20 protein-coding genes are annotated in these 20,182 nt (G+C 72.6%); 8 read left to right on the top strand and 12 right to left on the bottom strand.

What is annotated here, in order from left to right:
• Positions 1-13: 13 nt before the first annotated feature.
• The 5 genes from ABZY12_RS04740 to pdhA form a co-directional block, all read right to left on the bottom strand.
• Positions 14-1,420: a molybdopterin molybdotransferase MoeA gene (locus ABZY12_RS04740; protein WP_356887137.1), complete on the bottom strand. Its 1,407-nt coding sequence runs from the start codon at positions 1,418-1,420 to the stop codon at positions 14-16.
• Positions 1,417-2,424, bottom strand: a complete 1,008-nt coding sequence (locus ABZY12_RS04745) for a DUF6457 domain-containing protein (RefSeq protein ID WP_356887139.1) — start codon at positions 2,422-2,424, stop codon at positions 1,417-1,419. Before ABZY12_RS04745 ends, ABZY12_RS04740 begins: the two co-directional genes overlap by 4 nt.
• A 174-nt stretch (positions 2,425-2,598) precedes the next feature.
• Positions 2,599-4,089: a 2-oxo acid dehydrogenase subunit E2 gene (locus tag ABZY12_RS04750; protein WP_356887141.1), complete on the bottom strand. Its 1,491-nt coding sequence runs from the start codon at positions 4,087-4,089 to the stop codon at positions 2,599-2,601.
• Positions 4,089-5,114, bottom strand: a complete 1,026-nt coding sequence (locus ABZY12_RS04755; protein WP_356887143.1) for an alpha-ketoacid dehydrogenase subunit beta — start codon at positions 5,112-5,114, stop codon at positions 4,089-4,091. Before ABZY12_RS04755 ends, ABZY12_RS04750 begins: the two co-directional genes overlap by 1 nt.
• Positions 5,114-6,274, bottom strand: a complete 1,161-nt coding sequence (gene pdhA / locus ABZY12_RS04760) for a pyruvate dehydrogenase (acetyl-transferring) E1 component subunit alpha (protein WP_356887654.1) — start codon at positions 6,272-6,274, stop codon at positions 5,114-5,116. Before pdhA ends, ABZY12_RS04755 begins: the two co-directional genes overlap by 1 nt.
• A gap of 177 nt (positions 6,275-6,451) precedes the next feature.
• Between pdhA and ABZY12_RS04765 the strand changes: the two genes are divergently transcribed.
• Positions 6,452-6,949, top strand: coding sequence for an Lrp/AsnC family transcriptional regulator (locus ABZY12_RS04765; RefSeq protein ID WP_356887145.1), 498 nt, complete (start codon positions 6,452-6,454; stop codon positions 6,947-6,949).
• Positions 6,950-6,969: 20 nt separating this feature from the next.
• Here ABZY12_RS04765 and ABZY12_RS04770 read toward each other — a convergent pair whose 3' ends face one another.
• Complete coding sequence (locus tag ABZY12_RS04770) at positions 6,970-7,563, bottom strand: TetR/AcrR family transcriptional regulator (protein ID WP_356887147.1); 594 nt, start codon at positions 7,561-7,563, stop codon at positions 6,970-6,972.
• Positions 7,560-9,197: a 3-hydroxyacyl-CoA dehydrogenase gene (locus ABZY12_RS04775; RefSeq protein ID WP_356887149.1), complete on the bottom strand. Its 1,638-nt coding sequence runs from the start codon at positions 9,195-9,197 to the stop codon at positions 7,560-7,562. The genes ABZY12_RS04770 and ABZY12_RS04775 overlap by 4 nt, the downstream gene beginning before the upstream one ends.
• Positions 9,198-9,318: 121 nt before the next feature.
• Between ABZY12_RS04775 and paaN the strand changes: the two genes are divergently transcribed.
• On the top strand, positions 9,319-11,013 hold the full coding sequence (gene paaN / locus ABZY12_RS04780) for a phenylacetic acid degradation protein PaaN (RefSeq protein WP_356887151.1): 1,695 nt from the start codon (positions 9,319-9,321) through the stop codon (positions 11,011-11,013).
• A gap of 18 nt (positions 11,014-11,031) precedes the next feature.
• Here paaN and ABZY12_RS04785 read toward each other — a convergent pair whose 3' ends face one another.
• Genes ABZY12_RS04785 through ABZY12_RS04795 form a run of 3 tightly spaced genes read right to left on the bottom strand, consistent with a single transcriptional unit; the run spans position 11,032 to position 13,732 of the window.
• Complete coding sequence (locus ABZY12_RS04785) at positions 11,032-11,751, bottom strand: TrmH family RNA methyltransferase (RefSeq protein WP_356887153.1); 720 nt, start codon at positions 11,749-11,751, stop codon at positions 11,032-11,034.
• Positions 11,748-13,028: an HTTM domain-containing protein gene (locus tag ABZY12_RS04790; RefSeq protein ID WP_356887155.1), complete on the bottom strand. Its 1,281-nt coding sequence runs from the start codon at positions 13,026-13,028 to the stop codon at positions 11,748-11,750. The genes ABZY12_RS04785 and ABZY12_RS04790 overlap by 4 nt, the downstream gene beginning before the upstream one ends.
• Positions 13,025-13,732 (bottom strand): DUF5819 family protein, encoded by a 708-nt coding sequence (locus ABZY12_RS04795; RefSeq protein ID WP_356887157.1) that lies wholly within the window; start codon positions 13,730-13,732, stop codon positions 13,025-13,027. Before ABZY12_RS04795 ends, ABZY12_RS04790 begins: the two co-directional genes overlap by 4 nt.
• A 111-nt stretch (positions 13,733-13,843) precedes the next feature.
• Here ABZY12_RS04795 and paaA point away from each other — a divergent pair, with 111 nt between their 5' ends.
• From paaA to ABZY12_RS04825, 6 genes are all read left to right on the top strand, one after another.
• Positions 13,844-14,965 (top strand): 1,2-phenylacetyl-CoA epoxidase subunit PaaA, encoded by a 1,122-nt coding sequence (gene paaA / locus ABZY12_RS04800; protein WP_356887159.1) that lies wholly within the window; start codon positions 13,844-13,846, stop codon positions 14,963-14,965.
• A complete protein-coding gene (paaB, locus tag ABZY12_RS04805; protein WP_356887161.1) occupies positions 14,962-15,249 on the top strand; it encodes a 1,2-phenylacetyl-CoA epoxidase subunit PaaB in 288 nt (95 codons plus the stop codon). The genes paaA and paaB overlap by 4 nt, the downstream gene beginning before the upstream one ends.
• Complete coding sequence (paaC, locus tag ABZY12_RS04810; protein ID WP_356887163.1) at positions 15,246-15,968, top strand: 1,2-phenylacetyl-CoA epoxidase subunit PaaC; 723 nt, start codon at positions 15,246-15,248, stop codon at positions 15,966-15,968. Before paaB ends, paaC begins: the two co-directional genes overlap by 4 nt.
• Positions 15,962-16,459: a 1,2-phenylacetyl-CoA epoxidase subunit PaaD gene (paaD, locus tag ABZY12_RS04815; protein WP_356887165.1), complete on the top strand. Its 498-nt coding sequence runs from the start codon at positions 15,962-15,964 to the stop codon at positions 16,457-16,459. Before paaC ends, paaD begins: the two co-directional genes overlap by 7 nt.
• Positions 16,460-17,548: a 2Fe-2S iron-sulfur cluster-binding protein gene (locus tag ABZY12_RS04820; RefSeq protein WP_356887167.1), complete on the top strand. Its 1,089-nt coding sequence runs from the start codon at positions 16,460-16,462 to the stop codon at positions 17,546-17,548.
• A gap of 115 nt (positions 17,549-17,663) precedes the next feature.
• Positions 17,664-18,797: an acyl-CoA dehydrogenase family protein gene (locus tag ABZY12_RS04825; RefSeq protein ID WP_356887169.1), complete on the top strand. Its 1,134-nt coding sequence runs from the start codon at positions 17,664-17,666 to the stop codon at positions 18,795-18,797.
• Between the two features lie 50 nt (positions 18,798-18,847).
• Here ABZY12_RS04825 and ABZY12_RS04830 read toward each other — a convergent pair whose 3' ends face one another.
• Together ABZY12_RS04830 and ABZY12_RS04835 are read right to left on the bottom strand one after the other, a co-directional pair.
• Entirely contained in the window at positions 18,848-19,192 is a 345-nt protein-coding gene (locus ABZY12_RS04830; protein ID WP_356887171.1) for a rhodanese-like domain-containing protein, read from the bottom strand.
• Positions 19,193-19,247: 55 nt separating this feature from the next.
• On the bottom strand, positions 19,248-20,069 hold the full coding sequence (locus tag ABZY12_RS04835) for a J domain-containing protein (protein ID WP_356887656.1): 822 nt from the start codon (positions 20,067-20,069) through the stop codon (positions 19,248-19,250).
• Between the last annotated feature and the right edge of the window lie 113 nt (positions 20,070-20,182).

Consider the following 20,182-nt stretch of genomic DNA (forward strand, 5'->3'; position numbering starts at 1 on the left):
CGACTGGGAAGTTTCACGTGAAACACACTCCTTGGGACGCTTCCTGAGCCGGGGACACCGTCCAGGGGAGGTCCAGGATCTCCAGGGCGTCACCCGGCCGCGCACCGCCGGACGGAACGACGGCCATGCCGTCCGCCGCCGCGATGCCACGAAGCATCGCCGGGCCGTTGTAGTGAAGGGGCACGGCCCGGTCTCCGTGGTGGACGACCGGGACGAGTCGGGTGTCGTGCGGATGGCCGTGCACCTCGTCGCGTACGGGCACGCGGTACGGCGGAGGCAGCGGGGCGCCAGCCAGTGCGCGGAGCAACGGCTCGGCGAGCGTGAGGAGGCCGGAGACGGCGGCCAGCGGATTCCCGGGCAGCCCCACCAGATGCCTGACCGGCCCGGCCCGCCCGCCCGGGGGGCCGGGATCGAGGCGGGCGAGGAGCATCGGGTGACCGGGGCGGACCTTCACGCCGTCCACGAGAAGGGCGGCTCCCGCCTTGGCCAGAACGGGGTGGACGTGGTCGACGGGGCCCGCGGCCGTGCCTCCGGTGGTGATGACCAGGTCGGCCTCGGAGCCGGTGACGGCCGCGTGGAGGGCGTCGGCGTCGTCGCCGATCCGGCGGGTGGCGAGGACCTCGGCGCCGAGCGCGCTCAGCCAGGGGCCGAGCATGGGGCCGAGGGCGTCACGGATCAGGCCGTCGTGGGGGCGTCCGGCGGTGAGCAGCTCGTCGCCCAGGACCAGGACCTCCACGCGAGGCCGGAGCCGTGTGCGCAGCTCGTCGTATCCGGCGGCCGCGGCGAGGCCGAGGACCGCCGGGGTGACCGTCGTGCCGGCGGGCAGCAACTGGTCGCCGGAACGGCACTCCTGGCCCCGGGGACGGATGTCCTGGCCCTGGACGACCGGGCGCAGGGCGTGCAGACGGCCACCGGAGTCGGTACGGGAGTGCTCGCTGCGGAGGACCGCCGTCGTCTCGGCCGGGATCCGGGCGCCGGTGGCGATCCGTACCGCCGTGCCGTCGGCGAGCGCGGCGGTGGGCGCATGGCCGGCGAGTACGGCTTCCGTCTCGCGGATCTCCCAGGGGCCGGGGCCCGCGACCGCCCATCCGTCCATGGCGGAGGTGTCGAAGGACGGCAGATCGGTGAGGGCGCGCAACGGCTCGGCGAGCACCTGCCCGAGCGCCTGCCCGAGGGAAACGCTTCGCGTCGGGCGCCCGGCCCCGGCTGCCGCTCCGGCGCGGGCCGCGACGGCTCGCGCGTCGGACCAGAGGGTGGCGCGGTGGGGCTCCGCGGGCCGGGGCCGGCGCTGGGTCCGGGGCCGGGCGACGAGGGCGAGCGCCTCGTCGACGCCGTCGCCGTCGGGTTCGGGGCGGCGCTGGGGCGGGTCCTCGGGCTCGGCGTCCTGAGAGGTGGGTGCGGTGCGCTCTTGCGGGGTCATCCTGCCGAGTCCTGCTCTGCCTCCGCGGCCCATCGGTGCGCGAGCGCGGCGGCCTTGCGGGCCGCCTCGGCGACGGCCTGGGATCCCCCTTCACCGCCGGCGGCGGCCTGAGCCGCCGCGTACCCGACCAGGAACGTGGTCAGCGGTGCGGCGGGGCGGGCGACCCCGTGGGCGGCGTCACGGGCCAGGTCGAGCAGCACGCCGGTGTCGACGTCGATCTCGAGGCCCAGCTCGTCCTTGACTGCGGTGATCCATTCGTCCAGCACGTTCCCATGCTCCCTGATCCTGGCCCGGGCCGTGGCAATGTCCTCCCAGGTGTCGCAGTCGAAGGAGGCCAGGGGCTCCGCGGTGACCCGGACGGTGCGGAGCCTTCGTGTGAGCAGACGCAGCGGGAGGCCGGTGAGGGTGCCGTGCTCGGCGGCGATGAGAGCGATCTCACGCCGGAGCGGCTCGGTGCGATAGGCGGCGACCAACGGCTGGTCCCGCCCTTCGCTGTCGACCAGCACCGCGGCTTCGGCCGGCACCGCGGCTTCGGCCGATCCGGCGTGGGGGGCGCCGGGGCGGGGGGCGTCGTCGGGACGGGGGGCGTCTGGGGCGTTCCGGTCGCCGGGGGCCTGGGAATTCCGGTCGTCGGGGGCTTCGGGGCCGGAAGTCCCCGCAGCCGGGGTCTCGGCCAGAGCGTCCAGGAGACGGTGGCCGGTCTCCTCGTCCAGGAAGGGCAGATCGGCCGAGAGGACGAGCACCGTACCGGCCGTCACCGCTCGTACCCCGGCGCCGAGCGCGGCCAGCGGCCCGCCACCGGGCGGTTCCTCCCCGGCCCACTCCACAGGCCGTACGGTCTCTCGTCGGCTGCCGACGACGACCGTCCGCCCGGCTCCCCGGCAGCCGCCGAGCACCCGGTCGAGCAGTGCCCGGCCGCCGACCCGCACCTGGGGCTTGTCCACCCCGCCGAGCCGTCTGGCCGCCCCTCCGGCCAGCACGATGGCGTCATACGCGGTCGTCATCCCAGCAGTATGAGCCGCGCCCGCCCGCTTGAACCCGGATGATCGGCGACGTCTCAAGGACGGAGACGTCGCACGCGGCCGAAGACGTCGTACGCGCGGAGACGTACGGGCCGGGCCGGCGGAGAAGGCGTACGGGCGGGACGGGCCGTGGGGACCCGCCCCGCCCCCCAGGGGTCAGACGGTGCGGAGCAGGACCGCGGGCTGTTCCACGCAGTCCGCGACGTAGCGGAGGAAGCCGCCCGCCGTGCCGCCGTCGCAGACCCGGTGGTCGAACGTGAGCGACAGCTGGACGACCTGCCGGACGGCCAGCTCGCCCTGGTGCACCCACGGCTTCGGGATGATCCGGCCCACCCCGAGCATCGCCGCCTCGGGGTGGTTGATGATCGGCGTCGAGCCGTCGACCCCGAACACCCCGTAGTTGTTCAGCGTGAACGTCCCGCCGGTCAGGTCCGCCGGGGTCAGCGTCCCCTGCCGGGCCGACTCGGTCAGCCTCGCGAACTCCGCCGTGAGCGACTCCGCGGTGCGCGTGCCCGCGTCCCTGACCACGGGGACGACCAGACCGCGAGGGGTCTGGGCCGCGAAGCCGAGGTGGACGGAGGGCAGCCGCACGATCTCCCGGGCCGCCGTGTCCACGGTGGAGTTGAGCTCGGGGTAGCGGGCGAGCGCGTGCGCGCAGATCCGGGCGAGCAGCGCGAGCAGCGAGATCTTCGGGCCGCCCGCCGCGTTCATCGCCGCCCGGGCCGCCATGAGCTCGGTCGCGTCGGCGTCGACCCAGCAGGTCGCGTCGGGGATCTCCGTACGGCTTCGGCTGAGCTTGTCGGCGACGGCGCCCCTGACCCCGCGCAGCGGGATCCGCTCCCCGCCGACGACGGCGACGGGCGGCGCGGCGACCGTGGCGGCCGGGGCCGCGTCCGCGACCGCGTCCGATCCGGTGGTGGCGGCCGTCAGAGCGAGTTCCACGTCCGCCCGCAGGATCAGCCCCTCGGGCCCCGAACCGCGTACCGTCCGCAGGTCGAGCCCGCGCTCCCGGGCCAGCTTGCGCACGAGGGGCGAGATGACGGGCACGGGCCCCTCGTGGCCACCAGCCACGGGGGAGGCGCCGTTCCCACGCACCGATCCGGCAGAGGAGGCGGGGGAGGTCAGGGAGCCGGAGGTGCCCGGCTGCGCGCCGGCTGTCCGTACGGGCTTCGCTTCGGCCTGGGTCGTCAGGGCGGCGGGGTTGTCGCGGCGGACCCGGCGGCGCCGGGCCGTGGGGCCGGCCGTGCCGTAGCCGACGAGGACGTTGCCGGAGTACTCCGACGACTCGGCGTCGGCGGCCGAGCCGGTGGAGGCGTGCGAACCGGTAGACGCGTGCGAACCGGCGGAGGCGTGCGAACCGGCGGACGTCGCGGTCGAACCGGATGCACCCGAGCCCTCCGTGCCACCCACCGCGACCGTCAGCAGCGGGGCCCCGACCGGAAGTTCGGTGCCCTCGTCACCGAACCGGGCCGTCACCACACCGCCGTAGGGACACGGCACCTCCACCATCGCCTTGGCGGTCTCCACCTCGACGACCGGCTGGTCGATGGCGACGACGTCGCCGACATCCACCAGCCAGCGCACGATCTCCGCCTCGGTCAGCCCCTCACCGAGGTCCGGCAGCTTGAATTCGAGCACCTGGGCCATCAGCTCCCCGCCTCCCACTGCAGCCGCGCCACCGCGTCGAGGACCCGGTCCACACCCGGCAGGTGGTGCCGCTCCAGCATCGGCGGCGGGTACGGGATGTCGAATCCGGCGACCCGCAGCACCGGCGCCTCCAGGTGGTGGAAGCACCGCTCGGTCACGCGGGCCGCGATCTCGCCGCCGGGCCCGCCGAATCCGGCCGACTCGTGCACGACGACCGCCCGCCCGGTGCGCCGCACCGACGCGCAGACCGTCTCGTCGTCGAAGGGCACCAGCGAACGCAGATCGACCACTTCCAGGTCCCATCCCTCCGCCCGCGCGGCCTCCGCCGCCTCCAGACAGACCGGCACGGACGGCCCGTACGTGATCAGCGTGGCGCTGCGACCAGTGCGCCGCACCACCGCGCGGCCGATCGGCTCCACCGCCGTCGGCGCCTCGGGCGACCAGTCGGACTTCGACCAGTAGAGCCGCTTGGGCTCCAGGAAGACCACGGGGTCGTCGGAGGCGATGGCCGCCCGCAGCAGCCCGTAGGCGTCCTCGACCGTGGCCGGCGTGACGACATGGAGCCCCGGCGTCGCCATGTAGTACGCCTCGGAGGAGTCGCTGTGGTGCTCGACGCCGCCGATGCCACCGCCGTACGGCACCCGGACCACCAGCGGCATCGGCATCGCACCGCGCGTACGGTTCCGCATCCGCGACACATGGCTGATCAGCTGCTCGAACGCCGGATAGGCGAAGGCGTCGAACTGCATCTCGACGACCGGCCGCAGTCCGTACATCGCCATGCCGACCGCCGTGCCGAGGATGCCCGCCTCGGCCAGTGGGGTGTCCGTGCAGCGGTCCTCGCCGAACTCCTTGGCGAGGCCGTCGGTGACCCGGAACACCCCGCCGAGCGTGCCGACGTCCTCTCCGAGGACGTGGACCGTCGGGTCCTCGGCCATCGCGTCGCGCATGGCCCGCTGCAGGGCCTGTGCCATGGTGGCGGGCTTGGCCGCGGCCCGCCTCGCCGTCTTCTGCGCGGTGGTCATCACGCCTCGCTCTCGGCGTCGAGTTCGGCCCGCAGCTGCGCCGCCTGCTCGCGCAGTTGGGTCGTCTGCTCGGCGTACACGTGCGCGAACAGGTCCATCGGGTCGAGCACCGGGTCGGCGTTCATCCGCTCGCGCAGCGCCGCCGCCATCGTCTCGGCGGCGTCGGCCGCGGCCCGCTTCCCGTCCTCGTCGAGCATCCCGCGCTCCGTCAGCTCCCGCTCCAGGATCAGGATCGGGTCATGTGCCCGCCAGGTCTCGACCTCGCTGTCGCCGCGATAGCGGGTGGCGTCGTCGGCGTTGGTGTGGGCGTCGATGCGGTACGTGACAGCCTCGACCAGCGTCGGTCCGCCGCCCCGCCGCGCGCGTGCCACGGCCTCGGTCAGCACCTGGTGGACGGCGACGGCGTCGTTGCCGTCGACGAGCCGGCCCGGCATGCCGTAGCCGACGGCCTTGTGGGCCAGGGACGGCGCGGCCGTCTGCTTGGCGAGCGGTACGGAGATCGCGAAGCCGTTGTTCTGCACCAGGAAGACCACGGGGGCCTGCCAGACGGCCGCGAAGTTCAGCGCCTCGTGGAAGTCGCCCTCGCTGGTGCCGCCGTCGCCGACCATGGCGAGCGCGACCACGTCGTCGCCCTTGAGCCGGGCCGCGTGGGCCAGGCCCACCGCGTGCGGAAGCTGGGTGGCGAGCGGGGTGGAGAGCGGGGCGATCCGGTGCTCGCGCGGGTCGTACCCGGTGTGCCAGTCCCCGCGCAGCAGCGTGAGCGCCTCCACGGGGTCGAGGCCGCGGGCGACGGCCGCCAGGGTGTCGCGGTACGAGGGGAAGAGCCAGTCGCGGTCCTCCAGCGCCAGCGCGGCGGCCACCTCGCTCGCCTCCTGGCCGGTGGTCGACGGGTAGACGGCGAGCCGGCCCTGCTTGGTCAGGGCCGTGGCCTGCGCGTTGTACCGCCGTCCGCGCACCAGCTCCGCGTAGAGCCGCCGCAGCAGCTCGGGGTCGGCGTCGGCCACCGCGTCCGTGCCGAGGACCCGGAACGGCTCGGCGTCCGGCAGCAGCGGGGCGGGGTCCGTGCGCGGCTTCCACGCCGGAGGCGGGGTGGGCCGGTAGGCAGGGGCGGCGGCGGGCGGCTCTTGGACTGTCGAACTGCGCTGTTGCAACGAGTCCACCTCCTCGTGGGAGCGGGCATAAGACCCGAAGGCGGGTGGCGCGAGTGTGGCGCGCCTCACCTACCGATTGTTCGGTCGTGGAGGCATTTTGGCTACAGGCACCCTCAGCCTGTGGACAATCGGTTCTCCACAGCCTGGGATAGAGGCATGTCGTCCATGGGAGAGAGGCGGGGGGACATGGCGGATGAACAAATGGCCGACGCCTGGGAGCGGGAGCCGACGGCGCGGCCGCTGGACGCCATCGACCGGTCCATCCTGCGCATCCTGCAGACGGACGGTCGCGCGTCGATACGCTCCGTCGCCGAGCGGGTCCATGTCTCGCGGGCCAACGCCTACGCCCGGATCAACCGGCTGATCGACGACGGGGTGATCCGCGGCTTCAGCGCCCGGCTGAACCACGAGCGGGCGGGCCACGGCGCCTCCGCCTACATCACGCTGAAAATCGTCCAGAACTCCTGGCGCACCGTCCGCGAACAGCTCCAGGCGCTGCCGGGAGCGGCCCACATCGCCCTGGTCAGCGGTGATTTCGACGTCCTGCTGTTGGTGCACACGCCGGACAACCGGACCCTGCGGGAGCTTGTCCTGACCAGGATCCAGTCGATTCCGGAGGTGCTCTCCACCCGCACGCTGCTGGTCTTCGAGGAGACGGACCTCGATCCCGACCACCCTCGCTGAGCAATGGCCGGAGGGACGGCTCAGCGCGCCGTGCGCAGCCCGTCGAAGGCGAGGTGGACGACGGTGTCGGCCAGCTGCTCGCGCTCCGCGTCGGCACCCGGGTGCGGCCGGTACCACTCCACCAGCGAGTTGATCATGCCGAAGAGGAGCCGGGTGGCGAGCCGGATGTCCACGTCGGCCCGCAGATCCCCGTCGGCCACCGCCGCCTTGAGCAGCTCGGCCACCTTCTGGTCGAACTCCCGGCGCCGTTCCAGCGCCCACCGCTCGGTCCTGGTGTTGCCGCGGACCCGCAGCAGCAGCGTGACGTACGGCAGCTCCGCCGTCAGCACCTCGACGGTGCGCCGGGTGACGTACTCGACCCGCTCGATGGCCCGGCCCTGTCCGGCCCCCGGCTCGTCGAGGATGGCGAAGAGCCCGTCCAGCGCCCGGCTGACCGCCCGCCGCAGCAGCTCCTCCTTGCCGGCGACATGGTGGTAGATCGAGGACTTGGAGATGCCGGCGGCCTTGGACAGGTGCTCCATGGACGTGCCGTCGTAGCCGCGCTCGTTGAAGACCTGAACGGCGACGGAGAGCAGCGTCTCGGGCGTGTACGTGTCACGCTTCGCGGTGGTCATGACGAGCTCTCCTCGCCCGCCGCGAGCGGCTCCACACCATCGGCCGAGTCCGCCTCCGCCGAGACCGACTCGGCGGCGACCAGGCGCCGCAGCGCCTGGGAAGGGGCGTACCGGCCCGTCGGGTACTCCTCGTGGAGGTTCGACAGCGTCTCCAGGACCCAGCCCGCGCCCAGCTCCTCGGCCCAGGCGAGGGGCCCGCGCGGATAGTTCACGCCGAGCCGCATCGCGGTGTCGATGTCGTCCGCGTCCGCCACCGCGCGCGTGGCGGCGTCCAGGGCGAAGTCCGCGAGCATCGCGACCGTACGGGCGACGATCATCCCGGGGATGTCCTTGATGACGCTGACCTTCTTGCCGGCCGCCTGGAAGAGCCCGATCGCCTCCCGGAGGGAGCGCTCGTCGACGGTCGCGGCGGGCGCGAGGACGATCCGCTCGCAGGTGGAGTAGTCCAGCGCGAGGTCGAAGTGGATGACCGGCATCGACGCGTCGTCGGCGGCGGTGCCGTCGGCGAGGAAGAGCCGGGTCCCGCTCGGCAGCTCGATCCAGCCCGGGTAGCCGGGCACCGCGTCCTGCCGGAACTCGACGGCGACGGCCGTCTCCCGCAGCAGCCGGACCAGAGGTTCGGCCTGATACATCTCGCCCTGCACCACCACGGAGGCCGGCGGTTCGGCCGGCGGTGCGGTGTGCGGCTCGGGGGCCGCGGCGCCCTCCCCGTACGGGAACCAGCCGTGCCCCGACTTGCGGCCGAGCCGCGCCGACTCGACCAGTCGGCGCTGGGCGAGCGACGGGGTGAACTTGGGGTCCTGGTAGAAGGAGTCCCACACGGACCGGGTGACGGCCTCGTTCACGTCCTGGCCGATGAGGTCGGTCAGTTCGAAGGGCCCCATCCGGAAGCCGCCGCACTCGCGCAGGGCCGCGTCGATGGTGGCCGGGTCGGCCGCACCCTCCTCGTACACCCGCAGCGCCTCGGCGTAGAAGGGCCGGGCTATGCGGTTGACGATGAAGCCCGGGGTGTCGGCACAGCGCACCGGCGTCTTGCCCCAGCTCTTCGCCGTGGCGTACGCGCGCGTGGCGGCGGCCGGGTCGGTGGCGAAGCCGCTGACGACCTCGACCAGCGGGAGCAGCGGGGCCGGGTTGAAGAAGTGCAGCCCGACGAACCGGCCGGGCAGTCGCAGCACTCCGGCGATGGCGGTGACCGAGAGGGAGGAGGTGTTGGTGGCGAGCAGCGCGTCGTCGCCGACGATCTTCTCCAGTTCGGCGAAGAGCGCCTGCTTGACCGTGAGTTCCTCGACGATCGCCTCGACGACGAGCGCGGCGTCGGCCAGCTCCGTCAGGTCGGCCGCGGCGTGCAGCCGGGCGATCGCGCCGTCCCGCTCGGCCGGGTCCATCCGGCCCTTCTCGACCAGCCGGTCCAGGCGGGCGGCGAGGGCGGTCACAGCCGCCTCGGCCCGGCCGGGAGCGCTGTCGTAGAGCCGTACGGGATGGCCGGCGACCAGAGCGACCTGGGCGATCCCCTGGCCCATGGTCCCCGTGCCGACGACGGCGACGGTACGGCTCCGGTCGATGGCGTCGGTCCGGGTGTCCGGCACGGTGTCCGGGAAGGCGTCCGGCACGGCGTCGCTCGCATTGGCGGTCATACGACTGATCCTCCCCGATGGGTTGTCCACAGCTTCGACAGACCCCCTTGTCCCGACCGATCGTTCGGTTACTCTAACTCTGTCCGCCTGCCCCTGCACAGCTCGACGAGGAGTTGCGCCCATGGCCGCCGCTCAGCTGACCACCGACCACCTGGCCGCGACGCACCGGTCCACACTGGACCAGGCTCTCGACACCATCCGCACCCGCGCCTACTGGTCGCCGCACCCCGAGCACCCCAAGGCGTACGGCGAGAACGGCTCGCTGGACGCGTCCGCCGGCCTCGCCGCGTACCAGGCGTTGCTGAACAGCCGCTTCGAGCTGGACCAGCCCGGCACGGACGGCTGGACCGGCGGCGAGATCTCGCCGTACGGCCCCGCGCTCGGTGTGGAGTACCCGCACGCCGACATCGACGTCCTGCTGCCCGCCATGCGCGCCGGCATGGGCGCCTGGCGCGACGCCGGGGCCGAGGTCCGCGCCCTGGTCTGCCTGGAGATCCTCGCCCGGATCTCCGCCCGCACCCATGAGTTCGCGCACGCCGTCATGCACACCAGCGGCCAGGCGTTCATGATGGCGTTCCAGGCCGGCGGCCCGCACGCCCAGGACCGCGGCCTCGAAGCGGTGGCGTACGCGTACGCGGAGCAGACCCGCACCCCCGGCAGCGCCGACTGGTCCAAGCCGCAGGGCAAGCGCGACCCGCTGGAGCTGACCAAGGCGTTCACCCCGGTCGCCCGCGGCATCGCGCTGATGATCGGCTGCAACACCTTCCCGACCTGGAACGGCTACCCCGGCCTGTTCGCCTCCCTCGCGACCGGCAACCCCGTCCTGGTCAAGCCGCACCCGCGCGCCGTTCTCCCGCTGGCCCTCACCGTCCGGGTGGCCCGTGAGGTCCTCGCCGAGGCCGGCTTCGACCCGAACCTGGTCGCACTGGCCGTGGAGCGGCCCGGCGAGGGCATCGCCAAGACCCTCGCCGTCCGCCCCGAGATCCGGATCATCGACTACACCGGCTCCTCCGCCTTCGGCGAATGGTTGGAGACCCACGCCCGCCAGGCGCAGGTCTACACCGAGAAGGCCGGCGTCAACACGGTCGTCGTCGACTCCACCGACGACTACAAGGGCATGCTGTCCAACCTGGCGTTCTCCCTCTCGCTGTACAGCGGCCAGATGTGCACCACCCCGCAGAACCTGCTGATCCCCCGGGACGGCATCACCACCGACGCGGGCCCCAAGTCGTACGACGAGGTCGTCGCCGACCTCGGGGCGGCGGTCGGCGGCCTCCTCGGTGACGACGCCCGGGCGAACGCCCTGCTCGGCGCCCTGGTCAACCCCGACGTGAAGGCGCGCCTGGAGGCCGCGGCGGGCCTCGGCGAGGTGGCGCTCGCCTCCCGCGAGGTGACCAACCCGGACTTCCCGGACGCCGTCGTCCGTACGCCCGTGATCGTGAAGCTGGACGGCTCCAAGCCGGACGCGGAGGCGGCGTACTTCTCCGAGTGCTTCGGCCCGGTCTCCTTCGCCGTATCGGTCGACTCGACCGCCGACGCGCTCGAGCTGCTGCGCCGCACGGTCCGCGAGAAGGGCGCGATGACGGTCGGCGCGTACACGACGTCCGCCGACACCGAGCGCGCGGTCGAGGAGGTCTGCCTGGAGGAGTCGGCCCAGCTCTCGCTGAATCTGACGGGCGGGGTCTACGTCAACCAGACCGCCGCGTTCTCCGACTTCCACGGCTCCGGCGGCAACCCGGCCGCGAACGCGGCCCTGTGCGACGGGGCGTTCGTCTCCAACCGCTTCCGGGTGGTGGAGGTCCGCCGCCAGGCGTGAGGCCCGCGCGCGGGGGCCCTACGGGGCCTCCGCGCCCGCCCCGGTCGCGCCGGCCTCCCCATCGACCGTGATCTCGGCGTACCGCTGCACCCACGCGTGCATGGCGATCGCGGCCGCCGCCCCCGCGTTGATCGACCGGGTCGAACCGAACTGGGCGATCGAGCACACCATCAGCGCGTGCTTGCGGGCCTCCTCCGTGAGACCGGGCCCCTCCTGGCCGAAGAGCAGCACACAGCGGCGCGGCAGCACGGTCCGCTCCAGGGGCACCGCGCCCGGCAGGTTGTCGATCCCGATGATCGGCAGGTCCTCGGTCGCCGCCCACGCCGTCAGCGACTCGGTGTCCGGGTGGTGGCGCACATGCTGGTAGCGATCGGTGACCATCGCGCCGCGCCGGTTCCAGCGCCGCCGCCCCACGATGTGGATCTCCTTGGCCAGGAAGGCGTTGGCGGTCCGCACCACCGAACCGATGTTGAAGTCGTGACCCCAGTTCTCCACCGCCACGTGGAAGTCGTGACGCCGGGTGTCCAGGTCGGCGACGATCGCCTCGCGTGTCCAGTACCGGTACCGGTCGACGACATTGCGCCGGTCCCCGCCGGCCAGCAGCTCCGGGTCGTAGCGCACGCCCTGGGGCCAGGGCTGCGGGTGCGGACCGACACCGACCTCGGGCGCGTACCCGTCGTCGTACTGGATCGGCTCGGTCGACCCGCCGGCCTCGGGGTTCTCGTCGGTGGTGCTCACCCGACGAGGGTACGGGGGGCCGGCTCCTCACCCGCACGGCGCTGCTTCGGCACCGCACCGCCGGGCAGCCGCGACAGCAGCCGGTCCCGGCCGCGCCCCACCGCCGCGCCGAGGCCCACCAGGAACGCCGTCGGCAGGAACACCGCGTCCGCGGAGATCATCGCCAGTGAGAAGACGGGAAGCCCCAGGAGCACGGCGATCCCCGCGTGCTCCAGCATCATCGCGACCAGCAGGACGTTCTTGACCTTGCGGTTGAAGAGCGTGAAGGGGAAGGCGACCTGGACGAGCACGGTGCCGTAGGTCAGCGCCATCACCATCACCCCGCTGGAGCCCAGCAGGTCGGAGAGGGCGGGCCAGGGGGTGAAGTAGTCCAGCTCGAGCGGGTAGTACAGCGCGGTGCCATCCTGCCAGCGCGAGCCCTGGATCTTGTACCAGCCGGCCGTGGCGTAGATCAGACAGACCTCGGCCATGATCACGACGAGCGTGGCGTTGTGGACGAGGTTGGCCAGCACGTCGAGGAGCGTGCGCGGCTCGCCGGACGCGTGACGGCACACCAGCCACCACAGCGCCTGCCCCAGCCACAGCACCCACAACAGCACCAGCAGCCATGGCTCACCCGTGACGCCGGAGAAGGCGGTGGCGGCGAGCAGGAAGCCGCCGAGCACGGTCCACAGCAGCGGTCCCACGACATCGCGCCGCGGCCACGGGGGCGGGTGGTGGCCGGCCTCACGGGCTTCACGGGCGGAACGGGCCTCGCGCTCGTGCCGTGCGGCTCGGCGGGCGTCCAGGGACCAGACCTGCCCGCAGCGGGTCAGGACGAGATAGATCGCGGCGAGGTGCACGACGTTGTCGCCGCCGTCCCCCACGAAGATGGAGCGATTCTGCAGCGACAGCACCCCGGCCATGAAGACCACCGACACGGCGCGGGTGTGCCAGCCCAGCAGCAGCAGGACGGCGGAGAGCACGGCGAGTCCGTAGACGATCTCGAACCACAGCCGGCCGTCCGACCACATCAGCGCCGTGAAGGCACTGTTGTCGGCGATCAACTGCCGTCCCATCTCCCACGACCAGGGGCCGTCCGGCCCGTAGAGCTCATGGCGGTGGGGCAGCTCGCGCAGCAGGAAGAGCAGCCAGGTGAGCGAGAAGCCGATCCGGACGATGGCGGTCTGGTACGGGCCGAGGGCCGACGCGGTGACGCGCTGGACGCCCCGGGCGAGCCGGCGGTCGAACGGCTCACGGGCGTCGCGGCCGCGTGCCGCCCCTGCTGGTCGGTTCACCGGTCCGCCTCCGTACGGTCGTCCCGCGCCCGGCCGGGCAGATCGGCCGTGCTCACCGTCCACCAGGGAACCTCCCGGTACACCGGCTCGGTGTCGATCTTCTCGGTGCTCCACACCGGGGCCGGGATCGCGCGCGCCGAGGAGCGGAGCTGTATCCGCTCCACCGTGCCGCCGAGATCCTGCTCGCCGAGCCGGAGCATCACGATCCGGCGCATGTAGCTCTCGGAGAGCCGGCCGCGCAGACCGTTGGGCCGGTGGTCGTCGGTGTGGGAGTTGAGGTAGAAGTCCCACGCCCGGCGGAGCTCGTTCTGGTCGACGTGACTGGGGAGCAGGCTGCCGCGGATCGCCTCCGCGTCCTGCGCGGACAGGTCGATCCAGCCGGTGGTGCGCCGGCCCCCGTCGTCGCCGGCGACCTCGGCGCGCACCTGGACGGCGACGTTCTGCTGGAGCGGGTTGGGCGCGAACAGCTTCCAGTTCTGTTCGAACTCGGGGTAGACCCAGCCGTCGACCGCCTCGCCATGCTGCTTGGTCAGCGTGTTCGAGGGCGCGACGTGCAGAAACACCATCGCGAGGTGGGCACAGGCGAAGACCCCGATCACGGCAAGGGCGACAGCGGCGACGACCTGGTACGGCAGCGACAGTGAGGCGATGCCGGCGCCCGCGCGGGGCTCCTCACGCACATCCTCGTCGTCGTACGCGTCCATCCCGCCCCGATCCCGATCGGCCCACCGCGTTATCCACAGGGTTGACACCATACGGGCCGCCGACCCACCATTGAAGTCATTCAACCGAACGATCGGTCGGTAGGGGATCAGATGACGGCAGGGACGGCAGCGACAACAGCGACCGCGGACGCACAGGACGCGCGGGCCGGACAGGGCCCAGCCACGGCCGTGGCCACGGCAGCGCCCCAGGACGCCTATGAGGCGGCGTTCGACGCCGCCGTCGCCGCCGACGAACGCATCGAGCCGCGCGACTGGATGCCCGACGCCTACCGCGCCTCCCTCGTCCGCCAGATCGCCCAGCACGCCCACTCCGAGATCATCGGCATGCAGCCGGAGGCCAACTGGATCACCCGCGCGCCCTCTCTTCGGCGCAAGGCGATCCTCATGGCGAAGGTGCAGGACGAGGCCGGCCACGGCCTGTATCTGTACAGCGCCGCCGAAACGCTCGGCACCAGCCGCGACGAGCTGCTCGACAAGCTCCACTCCGGCCGCCAGAAGTACTCCTCGATCTTCAACTACCCCACGCTGACCTGGGCCGACGTCGGCGCCATCGGCTGGCTGGTCGACGGCGCGGCCATCACCAACCAGGTCCCGCTCTGCCGCTGCTCCTACGGCCCGTACGCCCGCGCGATGGTCCGGATCTGCAAGGAGGAGTCCTTCCACCAGCGGCAGGGGTACGAAGCGCTGCTCGCCCTCTCCCAGGGCACCGAGGCCCAGCACGCGATGGCGCAGGACGCCGTCAACCGCTGGTGGTGGCCCTCGCTGATGATGTTCGGCCCGCCGGACGACGAGTCGGCCCACTCCGCCCAGTCGATGGCCTGGAAGATCAAGCGGCACTCCAACGACGAGCTGCGCCAGCGGTTCGTCGACATCGCCGTCCCGCAGGCCGAGGCCCTCGGACTCACCCTCCCCGACCCGGACCTGCGCTGGAACGAGGAGCGCGGCCACTACGACTTCGGGCCGATCGACTGGACCGAGTTCTGGGAAGTCCTCAAGGGCAACGGCCCCTGCAACGAACAGCGGCTCAGCAAGCGGCGCCAAGCGCACGAGGACGGCGCCTGGGTCAGGCAGGCCGCCGCGGCCTACGCCGAGAAGCACGAAAAGCACGACAGGCACGACGGGCACGGCAGCCACACCGCGCACGACAAGAACACCGAGCACGCCGAGCGCGGCACGCGCGCGGACCAGCAGGACGGGGAGGCACGGGCATGACCACCGACGGATGGCCCCTGTGGGAGGTGTTCGTGCGATCGCGCCGCGGACTGTCCCACACCCACGCGGGCAGCCTGCACGCACCCGACGCGGAAATGGCCCTGCGCAACGCCCGCGACCTCTACACCCGCCGCAACGAAGGCGTGTCGATCTGGGTGGTCCCCTCCACCGCGATCACCGCCTCCTCCCCCGACGAGAAGGACCCCTTCTTCGAACCGTCGGCGGACAAGCCCTACCGGCACCCGACGTTCTACGACATCCCGGAGGGGGTGAAGCACCTGTGAGCGACACCGCACTGACCACGGAGGCCGCACTCGCCCTCGGCGACGACGCACTGGTGCTCGCCCAACGGCTGGGGGAGTGGGCGGGCAACGCCCCCGTCCTGGAAGAGGACGTCGCCCTCGCCAACATCGCCCTCGACCTGCTCGGCCAGGCCCGGGTCCTGCTCTCCCTCGTCGGAGACGAGGACGAACTGGCCTACCTCCGCGAGGAACGGGCCTTCCGCAACGTCCAGCTCGTCGAGCAGCCGAACGGCGACTTCGCCCACACCATCGCCCGCCAGCTCTACTTCTCCACCTACCAGCGGCTCCTCTACGCCCGGCTGGCGACCGGCGACAGCCCCCTGGCCGGCCTCGCCGCCAAGGCCGTCAAGGAAGTCGCCTACCACCAGGACCACGCCGAACACTGGACCCTGCGCCTCGGCGACGGCACCACCGAGAGCCACGACCGGATGCAGCGCGCCTGCGACGCCCTGTGGCGCTACACCGGCGAACTGTTCCAGCCCGTCGAAGGACTCGACATCGACCACAAGGCCATGGAAACCGCCTGGCTGGACTCGGTCACCGCCGTCCTCGAACGCGCCACGCTCACCCTCCCCGACGGGCCGCGCGGCGGCGCCTGGAGCGCGGGCGCCGGCCGACAAGGGCTCCACACCGAGTCCTTCGGAAGGATGCTCGCCGAGATGCAGCATCTGCACCGCAGCCACCCGGGCGCGACATGGTGACCATGACAGCCCTGGAGGAGGAGCTGAGCCGGATCGCCGGCGCCGTTCCCGACCCGGAGCTGCCCGTCCTCACCCTGGAGGAGCTCGGCGTCCTGCGGGGGGCGCGGGTTCTCGGACCCGGCAAGGTCGAGATCGCGCTGACCCCGACGTACACCGGCTGCCCCGCCATCGAGACGATGTCCTCGGACATCGAGCGCGCGCTGCACGACCACGGCGTCCAGGAGGTGTCCGTCGTCACCGTCCTCGCCCCCGCCTGGTCGACCGACGACATCAGCGAGGAAGGCCGGCGCAAACTCGCCGACTTCGGGATCGCGCCGCCCCGCCCGCAGGGCCCCGCCGGAGGACCGGTACCGCTCACCCTCGCGATCCGCTGCCCCCACTGCGGCTCCACCGACACCGAGCTGCTGAGCCGCTTCTCCTCCACCGCGTGCAAGGCGCTGCGCCGGTGCGTCGCCTGCCGCGAACCGTTCGACCACTTCAAGGAGTTGTAGATGTTGCCCTCAAGCGCCGGACGGGCTGGGTTCCATCCGCTCCGGGTGAGCGACGTCGAGCAGCTCACGGACGACTCGGTGGCCGTCACCTTCGCGGTCCCGCCCGAGCTGCGCGAGACCTACCGCCACACCCCCGGCCAGCACCTCGCCCTACGCCGCACCGCGTCGAACGGCGAGGAGATCCGCCGCACGTACTCGATCTGCGCACCGGCATCCCCGGCCGGACAGGAACCCGTGCTGCGCGTGGGCATCCGACTTGTCGACGGCGGCGAGTTCTCCACGTACGCGCTCAAGGAACTGGCCGTCGGCGACACCATCGAGGTCATGGAGCCGATGGGCCGCTTCCTCCTCGCGCCCCGACCCGGGCACTTCGCTGCCATCGTCGGCGGCAGCGGCATCACCCCGGTCCTCTCCATGGCGGCCACCCTGCTCGCCCAGGAACCGGAGGCCCGGTTCTGCCTCGTCCGGAGCGACCGCACCGCGTCCTCCACGATGTTCCTCGACGAGGTGGCCGACCTCAAGGACCGCTTCCCCGACCGCTTCCAGCTCGTCACCGTCCTCTCCCGCGAGGAGCAGCAGTCGGGCCTGCCGTCCGGACGGCTCGACAAGGAACGGCTCACCGCCCTGCTGCCCGCCCTGCTGCCGGTCGACGAGATCGACGGCTGGTTCCTGTGCGGCCCCTTCGGCCTCGTCCAGGGCGCCGAGCGCGCTCTGCGCGGACTCGGTGTGGAACGCGGGCGGATCCACCAGGAGATCTTCCACGTCGACGACGGCTCGGCACCCGCCTCGGCGCCCACCGCGAACGCGCCCGTCCACGCCACACTGACGGCCACCCTGCACGGCCGCTCCGGCAACTGGCCCGTGCAGGAGGGGGAGACCCTCCTCGACACCGTGCTGCGGGCCCGCGCCGACGCCCCGTACGCCTGCAAGGGCGGGGTGTGCGGCACCTGCCGCGCCTTCCTGGTCGGCGGCGAGGTGCGGATGGACCGCAACTTCGCCCTGGAGCCGGAGGAGACCGACGCCGGATACGTCCTGGCGTGCCAGTCCCACCCGGCCACCGCGGAAGTGGAGCTGGACTTCGACCGCTGACGCCGCCCTTCCACGCGCAGCCCTTCCCATCGCCTAGAACGTGTTCTATGTTGACGGCCTGTCAGGCGACGGGCCGTCACGAACCGGTATCGGGCAGCAACGGGAGGGAAAGGCTGTGGACTTCACCTTCACCGAGGAACAGCAGGCGGCAGTCGAGGCGGCCCGGGCGGTCTTCTCGGACGTCACGCCCGACGGAGTACCCAGCCCCGCCCTCACCCCGGGCGCCGTCGCCGAGGACATCGACCGGCCCCTCTGGTCCCGCCTCGCCGCCGCCGACCTCCTCAGCCTCGTCCTCACCCCCGCACACGGCGGCGCGGGCCTCGACACCATCGCGCTCTGCCTCGTCCTGCGCGAATCCGCCCGCGTCCTCGCCCGCGTCCCCCTGCTGGAAACCAGCGCCGTCGCCATGACCGTCGAGAGGTACGCCACCGGCCGCACGGCCGCCGACCTCCTGCCCCGCGTCGGCCGAGGCGAACTCGTCCTCACCGCCGCCTCCAACGGCCGCAGCGGCCACGACCCCGCCGAACTCGCCGTCACCGCCCTCCGTGACGGCGCCCACTGGATCCTCGACGGCCTCCAGAGCGCCGTCCCCTGGGCTCACGGCGCCGACCTCATCGCCGTCCCCGCCCACACCGCCGAAGGCCGCACCGTCCTCGCCCTGCTGCCCCGCACCCACGACGGCCTCACCCTCGCCGAGCAGTACTCCACCAGCGGAGAACTCCTCGCCGAGCTCCACCTCGACTCCGTCCGCCTCGACGCCGACTCCGTCATCGACACCGACGGCGCCTGGGAATGGCTGCGCGCCGTCCTCGCCACCGGAACCTGCGCCCTCGCCCTCGGCCTCGGCGAAGCCGTCCTCACCATGACGAGCCGGTACACCGGCAAGCGGGAACAGTTCGGCCACCCCGTCGCCACCTTCCAGGCCGTCGCCGTCCAGGCCGCCGACCGCTACATCGACCTGCGCGCCATGGAGGTCACCCTCTGGCAGGCCGCCTGGCGGATCAGCACCTCGGCCGGCGGCCCCCTCCCCGCGGACGCCGACATCGCCGTCGCCAAGATCTGGGCGTCCGAAGGCGTACGCCGCGTGGTGCAGACCGCCCAGCACCTGCACGGCGGCTTCGGCGCCGACACCGACTACCCCCTGCACCGCTACCACGCCTGGGCCAAGCAGCTGGAACTCTCCCTCGGTCCCGCCGCGGCCCACGAGGAGGCCCTGGGCGACCTCCTGGCCGCCCACCCCCTCACCTGAAGCGCCCCCGCGAAGCCCGCGGACCCCTCAGGGGCGAATCCGCGAACCGCTCAGAGGACGAAGGCCGGGCTACCGCTGTCCGTCACCATCGGACGCCCGGCACCGTCCCAGGCGAGCATGCCGCCGTCGACGTTCACCGCGTCGATCCCCTGCTGCACCAGGTACTGCGTGACCTGCGCCGACCGACCGCCCACGCGACACATCACATACGCGCGGCGCCCATCGGCCACCGCCTCCGTCACCTCACCGAAGCGCGCCACGAAATCGCTCATCGGAACGTGCAGGGCGCCCTCGACATGACCGGCCACCCACTCGTCGTCCTCCCGGACATCCAGCACCAGGGCATCGGCCGGCACGGAGGCAGCGTCCACCGAGGGCAGCGGGGCGAAATTCATGGGACTTGCCTTCTCTCGTCTCAGCCGCTCGAACGAACTCGAGCTCTTCGAAAAACTACTGCACCAGCCCGGCCAGCTCAGCCTCACGCTCCGACACCTGCGCGAGCAGCTGCTCGGCGATCTCCTCCAGGAGCCGGTCCGGGTCGTCGGGCGCCATCCGCAGCATCGCGCCGATCGCGCTCTCCTCCAGCTCACGCGCGACCACGCTCAACAGCTCCTTGCGCTGCGACAGCCACTCGAGACGCGCGTACAGCTCCTCGCTCTCGCTCAGCCGCTCCTCGGCGGGCGCCGGACCGGCCGCCCACTCCTCGGACAGCTCGCGGAGCATCGCCGCGTCACCACGGGCGTACGCCGCGTTCACCCGGGTGATGAACTCCTCGCGCCGCTTGCGCTCGTCGTCCTCCCGGGCCAGATCGGGGTGTGCCTTGCGGGCCAGCTCGCGATACAGCTTGCGGGCCTCCTCGCCCGGCCTGACGCGCTTCGGCGGCTGCACCGGCTGCTCGGTCAGCATCGCGGCGGCCTCGGCGGACAGCCCGTCGGAGTCCATCCAGTCGTGGAAGAGCTCGTCGACACCGGGCATCGGCATGACGGCCGCGCGCGCCTCCTGGGCCCGGCGCACATCCTCCGGATCCCCGGTCCTGGCCGCGCGCGCCTCGGCGATCTGCGCGTCCAGCTCGTCGAGCCGCGTGTACATGGGGCCGAGCTTCTGGTGATGCAATCGGGAGAAGTTCTCCACCTCCACCCGGAACGTCTCCACGGCGATCTCGAACTCGATCAGCGCCTGCTCGGCCACCCGCACGGCCTTCTCCAGCCGCGCCTCGGGCCGCTCCGCACCCGCCCCCTGCTCAGGGCCTTGGCCGCTGCCCTCGTTCGGAATCTGCCCAACGCTCTCGGCCGCGACCCCGTCGGTCCCCTGGCCGGCGTTCTCGTCCGGGGTCCCGTCCGTGCCCTGGCCAGGGTTCTCGGCCGAAAGCTGGCCGGCGCCCTCGT

The organism is Streptomyces sp. NPDC006551 (genome assembly GCF_040611675.1).
Lineage (GTDB): Bacteria > Actinomycetota > Actinomycetes > Streptomycetales > Streptomycetaceae > Streptomyces.